Annotated in this window: 15 protein-coding genes; 5 read left to right on the top strand and 10 right to left on the bottom strand. The window is 38.8% G+C overall.

The features are described from left to right. Positions 1-12: 12 nt before the first annotated feature. On the top strand, positions 13-1,197 hold the full coding sequence (locus tag MB14_RS00870) for a phosphoglycerate kinase (RefSeq protein ID WP_062587709.1): 1,185 nt from the start codon (positions 13-15) through the stop codon (positions 1,195-1,197). 88 nt (positions 1,198-1,285) lie between these two features. Here MB14_RS00870 and MB14_RS00865 read toward each other — a convergent pair whose 3' ends face one another. From MB14_RS00865 to MB14_RS00840, 6 genes are all read right to left on the bottom strand, one after another. Then, on the bottom strand, positions 1,286-1,771 hold the full coding sequence (locus MB14_RS00865; RefSeq protein WP_062587707.1) for a hypothetical protein: 486 nt from the start codon (positions 1,769-1,771) through the stop codon (positions 1,286-1,288). Between the two features lie 62 nt (positions 1,772-1,833). Continuing rightward, positions 1,834-2,451 carry an ABC transporter ATP-binding protein gene (locus tag MB14_RS00860; protein ID WP_062587704.1) on the bottom strand — a complete coding sequence of 206 codons (618 nt, stop codon included), beginning with the start codon at positions 2,449-2,451 and terminating at the stop codon, positions 1,834-1,836. A gap of 1 nt (position 2,452) precedes the next feature. After that, on the bottom strand, positions 2,453-3,235 hold the full coding sequence (gene lpxA / locus MB14_RS00855) for an acyl-ACP--UDP-N-acetylglucosamine O-acyltransferase (protein ID WP_053223703.1): 783 nt from the start codon (positions 3,233-3,235) through the stop codon (positions 2,453-2,455). After that, positions 3,232-4,620 (bottom strand): bifunctional UDP-3-O-[3-hydroxymyristoyl] N-acetylglucosamine deacetylase/3-hydroxyacyl-ACP dehydratase, encoded by a 1,389-nt coding sequence (locus MB14_RS00850; RefSeq protein ID WP_062587702.1) that lies wholly within the window; start codon positions 4,618-4,620, stop codon positions 3,232-3,234. The genes lpxA and MB14_RS00850 overlap by 4 nt, the downstream gene beginning before the upstream one ends. Positions 4,621-4,644: 24 nt before the next feature. Further along, positions 4,645-5,664, bottom strand: a complete 1,020-nt coding sequence (gene lpxD, locus MB14_RS00845) for a UDP-3-O-(3-hydroxymyristoyl)glucosamine N-acyltransferase (protein ID WP_062587701.1) — start codon at positions 5,662-5,664, stop codon at positions 4,645-4,647. Positions 5,665-5,681: 17 nt separating this feature from the next. Beyond that, positions 5,682-6,911, bottom strand: coding sequence for an HD domain-containing protein (locus MB14_RS00840; protein WP_062587699.1), 1,230 nt, complete (start codon positions 6,909-6,911; stop codon positions 5,682-5,684). 50 nt (positions 6,912-6,961) lie between these two features. Here MB14_RS00840 and porX point away from each other — a divergent pair, with 50 nt between their 5' ends. The 3 genes from porX to MB14_RS00825 are packed head-to-tail and all read left to right on the top strand — an operon-like array spanning position 6,962 to position 10,180. Further along, on the top strand, positions 6,962-8,527 hold the full coding sequence (gene porX, locus MB14_RS00835) for a T9SS response regulator signal transducer PorX (RefSeq protein WP_062587697.1): 1,566 nt from the start codon (positions 6,962-6,964) through the stop codon (positions 8,525-8,527). Further along, on the top strand, positions 8,527-8,961 hold the full coding sequence (tsaE, locus tag MB14_RS00830; RefSeq protein WP_062587695.1) for a tRNA (adenosine(37)-N6)-threonylcarbamoyltransferase complex ATPase subunit type 1 TsaE: 435 nt from the start codon (positions 8,527-8,529) through the stop codon (positions 8,959-8,961). The genes porX and tsaE overlap by 1 nt, the downstream gene beginning before the upstream one ends. Next, positions 8,954-10,180 (top strand): alanine dehydrogenase, encoded by a 1,227-nt coding sequence (locus MB14_RS00825; protein ID WP_062587693.1) that lies wholly within the window; start codon positions 8,954-8,956, stop codon positions 10,178-10,180. Before tsaE ends, MB14_RS00825 begins: the two co-directional genes overlap by 8 nt. On the opposite strand, the gene MB14_RS00820 is transcribed toward MB14_RS00825, so the two are convergent. After that, positions 10,177-10,584 (bottom strand): BLUF domain-containing protein, encoded by a 408-nt coding sequence (locus MB14_RS00820; protein WP_157716524.1) that lies wholly within the window; start codon positions 10,582-10,584, stop codon positions 10,177-10,179. The two genes, MB14_RS00825 and MB14_RS00820, sit on opposite strands and share 4 nt — an antisense overlap. Before the next feature lie 144 nt (positions 10,585-10,728). Here MB14_RS00820 and MB14_RS00815 point away from each other — a divergent pair, with 144 nt between their 5' ends. Further along, positions 10,729-11,181 (top strand): GreA/GreB family elongation factor, encoded by a 453-nt coding sequence (locus MB14_RS00815; RefSeq protein ID WP_062587688.1) that lies wholly within the window; start codon positions 10,729-10,731, stop codon positions 11,179-11,181. Positions 11,182-11,190: 9 nt separating this feature from the next. On the opposite strand, the gene MB14_RS00810 is transcribed toward MB14_RS00815, so the two are convergent. The 3 genes from MB14_RS00810 to MB14_RS00800 all read right to left on the bottom strand — a co-directional run bounded on the left by MB14_RS00810 (position 11,191) and on the right by MB14_RS00800 (position 15,013). Then, positions 11,191-11,400: an alkylphosphonate utilization protein gene (locus MB14_RS00810; protein WP_053223712.1), complete on the bottom strand. Its 210-nt coding sequence runs from the start codon at positions 11,398-11,400 to the stop codon at positions 11,191-11,193. Positions 11,401-11,462: 62 nt separating this feature from the next. Next, positions 11,463-13,058, bottom strand: coding sequence for a M1 family metallopeptidase (locus MB14_RS00805; protein ID WP_062587686.1), 1,596 nt, complete (start codon positions 13,056-13,058; stop codon positions 11,463-11,465). Between the two features lie 44 nt (positions 13,059-13,102). After that, positions 13,103-15,013 carry a DUF3858 domain-containing protein gene (locus MB14_RS00800; RefSeq protein ID WP_157716523.1) on the bottom strand — a complete coding sequence of 637 codons (1,911 nt, stop codon included), beginning with the start codon at positions 15,011-15,013 and terminating at the stop codon, positions 13,103-13,105. Between the last annotated feature and the right edge of the window lie 32 nt (positions 15,014-15,045).

Genomic DNA, 15,045 nt, shown 5'->3' with positions numbered 1-15,045 from the left:
AGAACAGAAAATATGAAGAACATTACCGACTTTGACTTTAAAGGAAAACGAGCACTAATTAGAGTGGATTTTAACGTTCCACTAAACGACAAATTCGAAATTACTGATGATACCCGAATCAGGGCTGCCATTCCAACCATTCAATATGTATTAGATAATGGTGGAGCTGTAGTATTAATGTCGCATTTGGGCAGACCGAAAACTGGGCCAGAGGATAAGTATTCGTTACAGCATTTAGTTTCTCATTTAAGCGAAGTATTTGATAGAAAGGTATTGTTTGGAGACGATTGTGTTGGCGAGCAGGCAAAATCTTTATCTGCTAACCTAAAGAGCGGTGATATTCTGTTGCTTGAAAACTTGAGGTTCTATACCGAAGAAACCAAAGGTGATGTTGACTTCGCAAAATCATTAGCTGAACACGGTGATGTATACATTAACGATGCATTTGGAACAGCTCACAGGGCTCATGCTTCAACTTCTATTATTGCTCAATTTTTTAATGAAAAGGGCTGTGGTTATGTAATGCAAGCCGAGCTTGAGAATGCACAGAAAGTGCTGGATAAATCAGAAAAGCCATACACTGCCATTATGGGTGGAGCAAAAATTTCTGATAAAATCATGATTATTGAAAGGTTGTTGGAGAAAGTAGATCACCTTATTATTGGTGGTGGAATGTCTTATACCTTTTTCAAGGCCATGGGCGGAAACATAGGCAATTCATTAGTAGAAGAAGATAAATTGCCTCTTGCGTTAGAATTGATTCAAAAAGCAAAATCACTAGGTGTTGACCTCATGCTTCCAATTGATTCTGTGATTGCCGATGCCTTCAGCAATGATGCTAATACCGAAATTGCTATGAACAACGCCATTCCTTCTGGGTGGATGGGCTTAGATATTGGGCCGCAAGCGGCTGAAGTTTTTTCTCGCACCGTAAGAGATTCTAAAACCATACTTTGGAATGGCCCAATGGGCGTTTTTGAAATGGAGAATTTCGCCAACGGTACCAAAGCGGTGGCCGAGGCTATTGTTGAAGCGACTAAGAATGGGGCTTTCTCATTGATTGGTGGTGGTGATTCTGCAGCAGCAGTAAATCTATTGGGCTACGGAGATGATGTCTCTTATGTCTCAACTGGTGGAGGGGCCTTGCTTGAGTATATGGAAGGCAAAGAACTTCCAGGTGTTGTGGCATTAGGATAGTCAATTACCACCTTGAATTAAATGAAAAGAGCCGTTTTAGAATTTCTAAAACGGCTCTTTTATTATCGTTAGGGTTGAATTCTGTTTCTTATTGTTTCACCAAGTTGAAAACATATTCACCATTGGTGCTGGCTGTTCCTGCGGCTACTCCTCCGTTGGCTACAAAATCAACAGTTAAGGTAAAGGTGCCAGCACTTGCGTTAAAGTTAGTTATCACAAATGTGTTATTTGAATTGCCATCAATCAAGATTTCACTGATACTAGTGCCTTTGAATGCCCATGTACCACCAGTGAGTTTGAAAACTGGTTCTCCATCTGTAGTTGAATAAGTTTTACTTGATGCTGTTCCTTTTAAAGTGAGCGTAAAATCATCAAAACCTGTAGCAGGAGCGTTTTCAAATGTGATAGAACTGGCTTCGTAAGTAACACCAGTGGTGCCTACTAAGTCTAAAAGTCTTTGTTCCTCAGCAGTAAGTGCTGGAGTGTCATCTCCGCCTCCTCCACCACCGCATGAAGATAAGGTGAGTGCACAGATTGCGATCAATAGAAATGAGAGGTGTTTGATTCTGATCATAGTTCTTTAATTGTAAAACCAATAATAATTATAAAATGGGGAATTTCAACCCTTTCTCCATTTTATTTAAAATCTGGAATGCTAACCACCTTGTCACAGAAATCGTATTCGTATTTCTGATTTGAGCTAATAATGACCAGTTTTTTGTCGAGGGCTTTTTTTACATGCGTTAGGTACCAAGCAGTACCTTGTTCATCTAAATTGGAAGTGGGCTCATCTAAAAAGCAGATGGGGCTTTGCGAATAAAAGGCCAAACCTAGTTTAAGTCTTTGCTTCATACCGGATGAAAAGTTCTGAAGCTGCTTATCTCTGTCTTTTTCTAAATAGACATGCTGAATAAAGTCATCAATGGAAACGCCATCTGACAATTGCTTGAACTTGAAATGAAATTTCAAAAACTCATCTAGGGTAAACTCTTCGATCAACTCTAAATATGGAGTGACTATGTCTAAATGTTTATAGAAGTCTTCTTCAAGTATGGTTTCATCTCCTTTAAAATAGGAGATGGTGCCTTCAGTGGGTAAGAATACGCCCGTAAGAATTTGAAGTAAGGTTGATTTTCCGCTACCGTTCGGGCCAGTAATGGCATAAGAAAATTGAGAATCGAATTGCATATCCAGTTTCCTGAAAATCCATTCCTTCGCATATTTTTTCCCTAGGTTTTCAACCTTAATTCTCATTTCATCTAGCCGTATAGCCTTTCATTACACCTCGGTCAGAGCTTCTAAAGAAATTAATAATTTCATCTCTTTCTCTTGATGGCGGCATTTCTACTTCTAAAAGGTCAAGTGCTTTTGAGTTATTTAAGCCTTTGAGGAAGATGTAACGATATACCTCTTGAATTTCGGCTATCTTCTCGTTTGCAAAACCTCTTCTTCTTAAACCAACAGAATTGATGCCTGCATAACTTAATGGTTCGCGCCCTGCTTTTGTATAAGGAGGAACATCTTTTCTTACCAACGAACCACCAGAAACCATGGTGTGTGCTCCAATTTTCACAAACTGATGAACAGCTGCAGCACCTCCAATAATAGCCCAATCCTCAATAGTAACATGCCCAGCCAATTGAACAGCATTAACTAAAATGCAATTGTCTCCAATATGGCAATCATGTGCTACGTGAGTGTAGGCCATCACCAAGCAATCTTTGCCTATAGTTGTTTTTTTTGTGGCGTGTGTGCCTCTATTCAGTGTTACACATTCTCGTATTACTGTGTTGTCACCAATTTCAAGAGTTGTCTCTTCTCCACCAAACTTTAAGTCTTGGGGAACTGCTGAAATAACCGCTCCGGGAAAAATTTTAACATTTTTACCAATTCGTGCACCCTCCATGATGGTGACATTGGGGCCTATCCAACTGCCTTCATCAATCGTTACATTTTTACTTATGGTCACAAAAGGCTCTACCACCACATTAGGGGCAATTTTTGCTTCTGGGTGAATATATGCTAAAGGCTGATTCATTGATTTTTAACAATTCTAGCGGTCATTGCGGCTTCACAAACAAGGGTGTTCCCTACGTAAGCGGTACCATTCATTTGAGCAATCCCTCTTTTAATCGGGGCAGTTAGCTCACATTTAAACTTAAGCGTATCTCCAGGAATCACCATCTTTCTGAATTTGCATTTGTCGATTCCGAGGAAGTAAGGAGTGTAATTTTCTGGATCAGGTACAGTATTGAGTACCAAAATCCCACCGATTTGCGCCATTGCTTCAATTTGTAAAACACCTGGCATGACAGGGTTACCCGGAAAGTGTCCTAAGAAGAAATGTTCGTTCATTGTAACGTTTTTTATCCCTGCCACCATTGTTTCGTCCAAATGAATGATTTTATCAATCAAAAGGAATGGGTAGCGGTGCGGAAGAATCTGCATGATCTGGTTAATGTCCATAACCGGATCTATTTTTGGGTCGTATTGAGGAGCCGAATTTCTTGCCAACTGCATCTCCTTTTTTACTTTTTTAGCAAAAGCTACATTGGCTGCGTGGCCTGGTCTTGCTGCTAAAATTTGAGCTTTCAATGGTCTTCCAATTAATGCTAAGTCCCCCACTACATCTAATAGCTTATGTCTAGCGGGTTCATTTTTGTGTCTTAGCTCTACATTATTGAGAATACCCTCATGTCTAACTTCAACTTTTGGTTTGTTGAAAAGCTCAGCTAAATAATCGAGCTCATTTTCTTTCACTACACGATCTACAACCACAATGGCGTTGTTCAAATCTCCACCTTTGATAAGGTTATTTTTGTGCAGCATTTCTAACTCATGTAGGAAGCAGAATGTTCTACTTGAAGAGATTTCTTTTTTGAAATCACTGATATGGTTCAGTGACGCATGTTGACTACCCAATACCGGAGAATTATAGTCTACCATTACCGTTACACGGAAATCGTCTAAGGGCAGTGCAGCAATTTCTACATCTCTTTCTGGGTCTTTGTAGCGAATACTCTCCGTAATTTCGTAGAAATTTCTCAGTGCATTTTGTTCTTCAAAGCCTACAGTTTCTAGGGCATCGATAAACATTCTTGAGCTACCGTCCATAATAGGAGGCTCAGGGCCGTCTAACTGAATAAGTACGTTGTCTATTTCTAAACCGACTAGAGCCGCCAGTGTGTGTTCGACCGTGTTAATTCTAGCGCCATTATGTTCAATGGTAGTTCCTCTTGAAAGATCCACGACATAATCTACGTCTGCATCAACTATAGGCTGGGTTTCAAGGTCTATTCTTTGAAACTTGATTCCGTGATTTGCAGGGGCGGGGTTAAAGGTCATGTTTGAAATTACCCCAGTGTGTAAACCTACGCCTGATACCGTTACCGGTTTTTTGATCGTATGTTGTTTGTTCTTCATTTTCTCCTCAAAAATTCGACAAATTTAACCCTTTTTTTCGAGTTGGCTGACTCTTCTTAATAACTCTGGAAGTTTTCTTATCGCGATACTTGCCTTAAGAAATTCCCTGTGATCCATAATTGGGGTTCCTGTGTAAATACCTTGGTCTTCAATGGTTTTTGGAACACCAGACTGAGGGCCAATAATTACTTTGTCGGCAATTGTTAAATGGCCAGTAATTCCTGCTTGCCCACCAATCATTACATTTTTGCCAATTTTTGCACTGCCCGAAATACCAGCTTGTGAGGCAATGGCTGTGTTTTCTCCAATTTCAACGTTGTGGGCTATCTGTACTAAGTTGTCTATTTTAGCTCCATTTTTAATAACAGTAGACCCCATCGTTGCACAATCTACAACAGTATTTGCACCAATATCTACATGGTCGTGAATGACTACATTGCCGGTTTGTGGAATAGCTTTAAATGTGCCATCGGGTTGAGGAGCATAACCAAAGCCTTCGCTGCCAATCACCACCCCCGAATGGATTTTACAATGGTTGCCAATTTTGCAGTCGGCATACACTTTCACTCCAGCAAATAAAATGGTGTTTTCTCCAATGGTTACATTGTCGCCAATCACGCAATTGGGGTATATTTTTGTGCCCTTTCCAATTTTTACATTTTCACCTAAATAAGAAAAAGCACCTAAGTAAACGTCTTCTTCAATTTGGCTTGTGATGCTTTGAAATGAAGGTTGTTCAATGCCCGATTTCTGAATTTGAGTGAGCTTTTGGTACTCCTCTAAAAGTTTAGAAAAACTTGAGTAAGGATCGGTAACTCTTATTAGGGCCGCACTTATTTCTTTTTTTAACTCTAAATCTTCTTTTACAATTATGGCCGTAGCGCTAGTTGTATAGATGTAATCGGTGTATTTTGGGTTGGCTAAAAAGGCAATACTTCCAGCGGTGGCTTCTTCAATTTTTTCTAGCCGACTGACCATCTGGCTTCCATCTCCATCTACCTTTCCTTCAAGAAGTTGCGCAACTTGTTGTACTGTTATTTCCATTCATAAAATTTTGAGTGTCACAAAGATATGTCTTTTGGCCAGCATCGATAATATTTACGGACGATTTTGCTCATGGCTTTGATGTTCGGTAAGTCGGCTGCTTCTGTTACTCCTCTTACTTCGCCTGATTTAGAAAGAATTAGTATCTCCTTATCTGAGGCCATATAAGCACTGTTCGTCAATTTGCCGTGTGAGAAGTAATATTTCACATCTTTAGCTTCCAATTGGTAGGCTTCCGCAATTTTCGCTTCATCTGCTTTAATTTCTTCTTTGGAAGGTGGCTCGTTTGAAATCGTAATTCTAAAGAGTTCTCGATCTAAGAGCATTCTACATAGTTTTGATAAAATAGGATCTTCATGATTTACCCAAACCTTAATCGCTGCCCAAACATCATAATCGTCTAGTTGTAAAAAGGCATCTAAAATGGCGGGTTCAGTAGCAAAACGATCAATCCCAACTTGTTCTTTCAGGAAAATGCCTAAGGCTGGCGTGTAGAAGAGTGGTTTCTCCTTTTTAACTAATTTTCTTGCTCGCTTAATAATAGCAATGAGCATTTTTTCTGCACTCACGCTAGTTTTGTGCAAATACACTTGCCAGTACATTAACCTTCTGGCACTCAAGAAATTTTCAATACTGTAAATTCCTTTTTCTTCAACTACCAATCTGCCTTCATGTACATCGAGCATTTTAATGATTCTGTCAGCTCCAATTGTGCCTTCTGAAACGCCAGTAAAGAAACTGTCTCTTTTGAGGTAATCCAGTCTGTCGATGTCGAGCTGACTGGAAACAAGTTCGGAAAGGAATTTCTTAGGGTAGCTACCATTGAAGATTTCAAGCGCAAGATCTAGCTGACCATTGAATTCTTTATTCAGTTTAGAAATGATCATCCTAGAAATTTGCTCATGCGGCACGCCTTCTAATAAACTAAATTCTAGAGCATGAGAAAAAGGGCCATGACCAATGTCGTGTAAGAGAATGGCAATCATTGCGCCTTCAAATTCAGCATCAGAAATTTCAACGCCCTTGTTTCTGAGGTTTTCTAAAGTGGCTCCCATCAGGTGTTTAGCACCCAATGCATGGTGGAATCGGGTATGGTGTGCACCAGGGTAAATCAGGTCTGTAAGACCCAGTTGCTTGATTCTTCTAAGCCGCTGAAAATAGGGGTGATCGATGATATCGAAAATCAGTTCGCTTCTAATTGTGATAAATCCGTAAACCGGATCATTGATTATCTTTTTTTTGTTCAAAGTTTGTGCGTTAATTCCTTTAAATTCGGGCTTGTTGCTAAAGCGAAGCTATGCAAAGATATAATATTTTATGGGCAGACGATGAGATAGACCTGCTTAAACCACACATCTTGTTTCTTACCGATAGAGGATATGACATCACTCCAGTTGCGAGTGGGGCAGATGCTATTGAGGCGGTTGAAAACCAGCAGTTTGATGTGGTTTTTTTAGATGAGAATATGCCTGGTATGACGGGGCTAGAAACCCTCAAATACATTAAGAGTAAGCGGCCTACTTTGCCTGTGGTAATGATTACTAAAAGCGAAGAAGAAAGCATTATGGAAGAAGCCATTGGCTCTCATATTGCTGATTATTTGATCAAACCTTTGAACCCAAGTCAGATTTTACTTTCGGTAAAGAAAATTCTTGATAATAAAAGGCTAGTAACAGAGCGCACCAATATTGAATACCAGCAGGAGTTTAGAAACATCAGTATGGCCTATAATGAATATATGGACCATAAAGAGTGGGTGGAAATCCATAAAAAGCTGGTGTATTGGGAACTTGAAATTGATAAAACTGAAAACAAGAGCATGGCCGAAATTCTGGATATGCAGAAGATTGAAGCCAATAGTAATTTTGCTCAGTTTGTAATCGATAATTATGAAGATTGGTTGAATGATCCCAATATCGATCGGCCACTGCTTTCGAATAACTTGCTGAAAACAAAGGTCTTTCCTCAAGTAAAGGATAAACCCTTATTTCTGATTGTGATTGATAATCTGCGTTACGACCAATGGAAAACCATTGAAGGTGAGTTGACAGATTACTTTAACATACTAGAAGAGTCAGCCTATTATTCGATTTTGCCTACCACTACAGCTTATGCCAGAAACTCTATTTTCTCAGGTCAAATGCCTTTAGAAATGTCGAAAAGGGAAAGTGATTTATGGGTAAGCGATAATGATGAAGATGAGGAAGGTAAGAATAATAATGAAGAGGAGTTCTTAAAGCGGCAGATTCAAAGATTAAGGTTGAACATAAAAACGAGCTATAATAAAATCATTCATTCTTCACAAGGAAAGCAGTTGAACGACCAATTCAATAACCTGCTTCAGAATGATTTGAATGTGGTGGTCTACAATTTTGTAGATATGTTATCTCATGCCCGAACGGATATGCGAATGATTCGTGAATTGGCAGCCGATGAATCGGCCTATCGTTCATTGACCAAATCATGGTTTCTGCATTCGCCTTTGTTCGAGCTTCTGAAAATGATTAGCGACAAAGGCTTACGGGTAATGATTACCACCGATCACGGTACATACCGAGTTAAAAAGGCCTTTAAAATTGCCGGAGATAAATCGGTGAATACCAATTTAAGGTATAAGCACGGAAAGAATTTGGGCTATAAAGAAAGTCAGGCTATTTATACGGTGCGTGACCCAGAGAAAATTCACTTACCAAGACCAAATGTCTCTACATCCTATGCATTTGCCACGGAAGACCTCTTTTTCGCTTACCCGAATAACTTTAATCATTACGTAAAGTACTATAAAGACACGTTTCAACACGGAGGTATCTCTATGGACGAAATGATTATTCCTTTTATTTCGCTAAATTCGAAAAGGGCATAATGACTACTGAATTGCGCTTGGAATCAAAAGGGCTAAACGATTTGGAAAACGTAGCCCAACAAATAACAGCTTTTGGTAAGGAGCATAATATTTGGCTGCTAATGGGGCAAATGGGAGCTGGTAAAACCACGCTCTCAAAAGCAATTTGCAATAATTTAGGTGTAATGGATTTAGTGCAGAGCCCAACTTTTTCGTTGGTAAATGAATACCTGACTAATAGCGGGCGAACCATTTACCATTTCGATTTTTATAGAATTGAAGACATTGAAGAACTGGCCAATATTGGAGTGGAAGAATATTTCGATTCTGGTAATTTGTGTTTGATCGAATGGCCTGAAAAAATTAGTGAATTGATTCCTGATGAGTATATGAAGATATTCATTGAGGTATTAGACGATAGTTCCAGAGTAATTAAACTGACTAAACATGACTGAGGGTAAGAAATCGGGGTTTGCTGAATTGGCCAAGGAGAGTAGCCTTTACCCCCAAGAAAAGTTAATGAAAGTGAAGTCTGGGAGTAAGTCGCTTAATATTTCAATCCCCAGCGAAGTATCGTATCAGGAAAGTCGGATTGCGCTTACCCCTGCTGCTACTGGTATTCTGGTTAATAATGGGCAAGAGGTATTGGTAGAGCAAAGTGCAGGTAAAAAGACATTTTTCTTAGACAACGACTTTAGCGAACAAGGTTCAAAAATAGTCTATTCGAATAAAGAAGCATTTGAGGCTAATATTATCGTAAAAGTTGAACCGCCTACCTTAAAGGAGATTGCTCTAATGAAACCAGGTTCAACCCTTTTCTCCGCTTTGCAATTGGGTAGCTCATCAGCTGAATATTTTGAAGCCCTAAATAGAAAGAAAATTACCGCCATTGGCTATGAAATGTTGGAAGACAAAGTAGGTGGACTTCCGATTGTGAATGCCATGAGCGAATTGGCAGGGAGTATGGCCATTCCCATCGCATCTGAATTAATGAGTACCGTAAGTGGGGGGAAGGGTGTAGTTTTAGGTGGAATTACAGGAGTTCCGCCTAGCAGAGTTATAATTCTAGGAGCAGGCACCGTAGGCGAATATTCAGCTAGGGCGGCTTTGGGTTTAGGAGCTGAAGTTCGAATTTTCGATAATGAGCTCTATAAACTTCGAAGAATAAAACATAAGCTTGGAAGCCAGGTTTTCACCTCCACCATCGACTCGGTAACACTGGCACAATCTTTAAAGTCTGCAGATGTTGTTATTGGAGCCTTGCGTGCAGAAAAAGGCAGAGCTCGTTGTGTGGTGACAGAGGAAATGGTGTCTCAAATGAAATCTGGTGCTGTAATCATTGATGTTTCTATTGACCAAGGTGGCTGCATAGAAACCTCTGAATGCACGAGTCACGATAAGCCTACTTTTACGAAATATGACGTGATTCATTATTGTGTTCCAAACATCGCTTCGAGAGCCGCACGTTCTGCTACCACGGCTTTGAGCAATATACTAACACCCGTTCTTTTAAAAATTGCGGAAGTAGGTGGAGTAGATGATATGATGTACCAGTATGGGTGGTTTAATAAGGGGGTTTATGCTTATAAAGGAAGTACAACTAATTTGGCAATCGCTAGAAGGTTCAACCTTCCTTTTAAAGACTTGGGTCTTTTGCTGGCCGCCCGTTTTTAATTTGATGCAAGGATAATCTGACTCATATAAATAAAAATCTCTTTTGAAGTACTACCAAAATCATTCTTATCAAGAATATCATTAAACTCTCTGATTCCCAAAGTATGTTTTATTGAGTCGTTAGAAAATTTTTGATATGCCATACTCCAGTTTCTGTAAGAAAGATTCTTTATTTCCTGCATATGAAGAGTGATCACATTTTTGTGGCGCGTATCGGTTCTTATTTTCTTATATAGTTTATTTACCTTATCAAAATCGCCCTCCAAAATCTGTAGAAACTGATTGTTATGAAAAAGTAGGCAACCAGTGATGTTATTTGTTGTATTGAACTTACGTGCAGTTTTGAGAATATTTTCAATCTCATAGTCTTCAATATTAGACGTAGTTTTGCTATGGTAAATCAATTCAAAAAGCATTTGAGTCTCTGTTATGCTAGAAAGTTAAGAATACTTTTGGGCTTTGGATATGATAAATGGGATAAGAGGCATTAGTAGAGAATTTTCTTGAACCGATTTGTTACCATGATTTTCTTAAGCCATTTTGCGTGAATGCTAGAAACCAAAAATAAACTTTATGATTCATGCAAGAAACTTGTTGATCAACGAGTGACACATATCGAAGATGCTATGCGTAATGCGCAGGCTTCGGCTAATGAGGAAACAAAGAGTAGCGCTGGTGATAAGTATGAAACTGGACGTGCTATGATGCACCTTGAAAAGGAGAAATTAGCTACCCAGCTTTCAGAGGTTTCTAAAATGAAAATGGGCTTATCTCAAATCAATATTGATAAGAGGAACGAAGAAGTTGAACTTGGCGCTTTGGTTATAACCGCAAGCGCTAAATATTTTATTTCAGTTTCGTTAGGGCAAATTATAGTGGAAGGAGAAGCCTTTTTCGCTATTTCTCCAGCTTCACCAATCGGCAGGGCTATGCTGGGCAAAAAGAAAGGAGATTCATTTGATTTCGGAGGAAGGCAAATCAATCTCCTTGAAGTTTTCTAAAAATGAGATTTAAGCCTTCTTCAAAAACATTGTTTTTAGAACAATCTGGCTTTTACCTACTCTACATTCCACTTCTTCCGGACTTCCGGTTAGTCGAATGCCCTTAATAAGGTTACCTCTCTTTAAGGTAGTGTTCATTCCTTTTACTTTTAAATCTTTGGTTACGTGAACTGAATCACCGTCTTCAAGAATGTTGCCGTTGCTGTCTTTCGTTTCCATTTGTTATTGAATAAGCCGCAAAGATAAGGGTTTTGTTGAAAAGGGTTTTCGGTTCAAAAAACCTACTTTTCCTTTAAAGTAGCTTCAAAAAGTAACCATGCATCTGGGTCAAGAATTACCTTAACGGGCTTATTGTTTAGCTTTGGAGTCCATTTTTGGTTTTTTGAGTTAACTAGAATGGTTTTTCGTTCTGTTGAACCGTCCGAATACACCAATTGAATTTCTAAATTGAAAGTGAAATCTTCTTTCTGGGTTTGGTTCAACTCTAAGTTTAGTTGGCCATTAGAGTAACTCCATGTGGCTTCTATTTCTGGCTGACCAGCTTGATACACCCATTGTCGGAAAAAGGTATCAAAGTCTTTGCCCGAAACGGACTCAAAAACCTCTTTCAAATCGTCAGATAGCGCATTCGAGAGCTTGTATTTGTTGTAGTATTGGCGAATGGCCTCCCAAAACATTTCGTCACCCACTTCTTTTCTAAGCATATGCAGCACCCAGCCACCTTTTTGGTAAGTATTGGCATTCAGAATTTCCATATAGTTTTCTACAGAAGTGTCTACAATAGGTACTCGGTTCTTTTTACTAAAGGCAATTACTTGATTTCTATTTCCTAAAACAGTTTCCCAGGCTTTTGCTCTGCCATACTTTTGTTCCATATATAGAATGGTGAAATAGGTAGCAAAACCTTCGCTCAACCAAGCGTGGTGCCAGTTGCCTTCTGATGCCGAATTACCAAACCATTGGTGTGCAATTTCGTGTGCGAGTAGTCCTTCTACACTTCGTTTTCCCGTCACTGAGTTTTCAGAATAGAAAATATTACCTGCGTTTTCCATTCCACCAAACTGCGTTTTAGATTGAACATTGGCCAATTTAGCAAATGGGTAATCACCCACATGGTTAATAAACCAATCTAAAATTGGAGAGGCAGGAGCGTAATCGTAAAAGCCTTTTTCTCTGTCTTGAGGGTAAATCCAACTTGAAACCGTTGCGCCATAAACGTTCGCTACGTTTTGAGTGGCAAAACGCGCTACGCCAATCACCATTACTTTGGTGGGGAGTTCAACTTCTGTTTTCCAATGTGTTAGCATGGTTTTATCATTAATGTTGGTGCGCTCTACCAAAAGTCCATTGCCCACCACCTGATAATGACTTGGAGCAGTAACAACCCATTCTACAGTGGCTTTGTCAGAAGGGTGATCTACAATGGGCAGCCAGTGTTGACCACGATCGGGGTAATTATCTCCGAAGAAAGTGCGGTCGCCATATTTGTTTTTTGAAATGATAAGGCCAGTTTCTGGAATTCCTTCATAAGCAATCGTGAAAGTTCGGCTTTGGCCGGCTTTAGCTGCGAAATTGATAGTTAATTTATTTCCAGAATGTTCAAAAGGTATTCTTTTATCATCGGACATTAAGGCAACTACCGTCATGCCCTTGTCATTTGGTTTTGTTCTAACGAGGTCTAAATCGAACTGTTGAAGGTCCTTCTTGAACTTCACTGTAACCAAAGCAACTCCATTGATTTTGTCAGACTCATCCGTCAATTGAATTTCGAACCTGTAATGCTGAACATCAATTGCACTGAACCTTTCTTGGTGTTTTTGGGCAAATATTGAGAAGCATGCAAATAATGTAGTTATGGAAAAGATTATTCTTTTCATATCAAAGTTGGTGTTGAATTTTGAAAACTGAATTTACATTTAAATCATTGTTTTTCCACTGTGATTTGTTTAGCGTAAGCTTCAGTAACCTGTGCTAAGTAACTTTTAAGCTGTTTGTATTCATTGGGTTCGTAGACGGATTTTTTTAAAACATAGGTTGAAATCGCAATGATCTTCCGCTTGGAAGGGTCTAAAAGCACTTCAAAAGAGAAATCAATTAAGGGGTTTGAAAATTGAACACTCTCAGGTATTACTGAAAAAGAATAGCCATCTGGAATTTCAATAATTGTATTAAACTGTTTCTTCTGACTATAAGTGAAATCTACGGGGTAAGTTCTGTGCTCGGCTTTTAGTGGGTTTATTGTTGGAGCCTTGTTCAAGAATGGGTGAAAATAAATTTTCCCTTCAAAAGTTGAGACTGGGTACGTTGCTTCATACTTAATTATATAAGGTACAGAAGGAGAATTTGTTTCGGAATACTGAATATCACCAATTAGGCCATAGCTATCGGTAAGCTCTCTATGAATCAATTTTTTGTTTCTCTTGTACTGGAGCGCATCGTAATCGGTTAATGTTTTTACAAATTCACCTTCGAGTTTAAGGGTGGATGGATTTAGTTTAAGTTTCATATCCTCACTTTCTAAAGAAGGTAAGGTAATATTTAAATCTACCCAGCCTTGTTTTTCTTCATCTACAATTAGTCCTTTTTCATTAAGATATTCAGCTGGTAGTTTGCCAAACTCTAATTCTTTTTCAGTGGCTTCTGTGAGATAAAATTGCTGATCTATCTCTAATAAAATAGCCAAAGTGTTAAAGAAGCTTTCAAAAGGATAATCGGTTTTTATTTTCCCATGATCGCGGGTGCTGAGTACAACTGGGTAGGCTTCAATGTCAAACGCTCTTAACATTCCTATTAAGAAAAGGTTGAGCTCCGCAGTAGATCCTGTAGTTTCATTTAGAAACTCCTTTACATTTTTAGAGGCATATTTCCCTCTCATTCGATTCCAGTTGTAGTTTTCTTTTACATATCGAGTGAGTTGTTTGGCTTTTTCGAAATTTTCCAATCTTGAAATTTCTTGGAGGCGCTGATCATCTTTGATCATTTTCTCTACACTTTTCGAACTCGATTTGATGAACTTCCCGAAATTATCAGACTTGAGCATGCTCTCAACCATCTGAGCCCATGTTGTTATTATTTCTTCTTTTGAGCCATTAGGGCGGATAATTCTAGCCAACTGCCAATCCATTTTGATTATGTAATCATTCATTGAAGTGATGTATTGAATATCAGTAAATGCTGGAGTGTCCTTCATAGCAAACTCATACACCATCTCTTTAAAGTCTATTGTGGCAAACCTTCGACTACCAGTTCCAATATATGAATTTGTATAATCAAAGTTCTTAACCCCCTGTGCTAGGTAGGTGTATTCGTAAAATGGTACAACATGAACTTCGTACTCACTGTACTGTGTTGGTATTTTACTTTGAAACTCCCAATCGGGAAGGTTAAACATGAAAGGTGATTTTAATGTATAAGAATACTCGATCACAGATCCCTCCTTAACTCCTGGAATAGCAAATTTTTTCTGATGCCAGTTGTTATTGATCTTTTCGTCATATATATCGGCTTTATTCAACACACTTTTCTGATCTACCCCATTTACTAGTGTATGACTGATTGCTTGAATATCATTAATAAGTTCTGTATTTCGCATATCCTGTTGATAGTACGGAATGTTGATATTTGAAAAATCTAAACCTGCTTTGGTAAGTATTTTGATTCGTCTTGTTCTTTCAAAAACGATAATAAATCTACCTTCTTCCTCTATAAAGTTGGTAACGCCCCCGTCAAAGAGAACTACCGCTTCAGCGTCATCATATTTTTGAAATTCATTATTTTCGAGGTCAGATAAGCTAACTGACCCAAATTTGATTTTTTCTCTCTGAGCATTCAAACTCAAGCAAAAACAAAAAATGAGGGAGACGA

It is taken from the genome of Roseivirga ehrenbergii, assembly GCF_001593005.1.
Taxonomy (GTDB): domain Bacteria; phylum Bacteroidota; class Bacteroidia; order Cytophagales; family Cyclobacteriaceae; genus Roseivirga; species Roseivirga ehrenbergii.
This window is presented reverse-complemented; position numbering and strand designations above follow the sequence as displayed.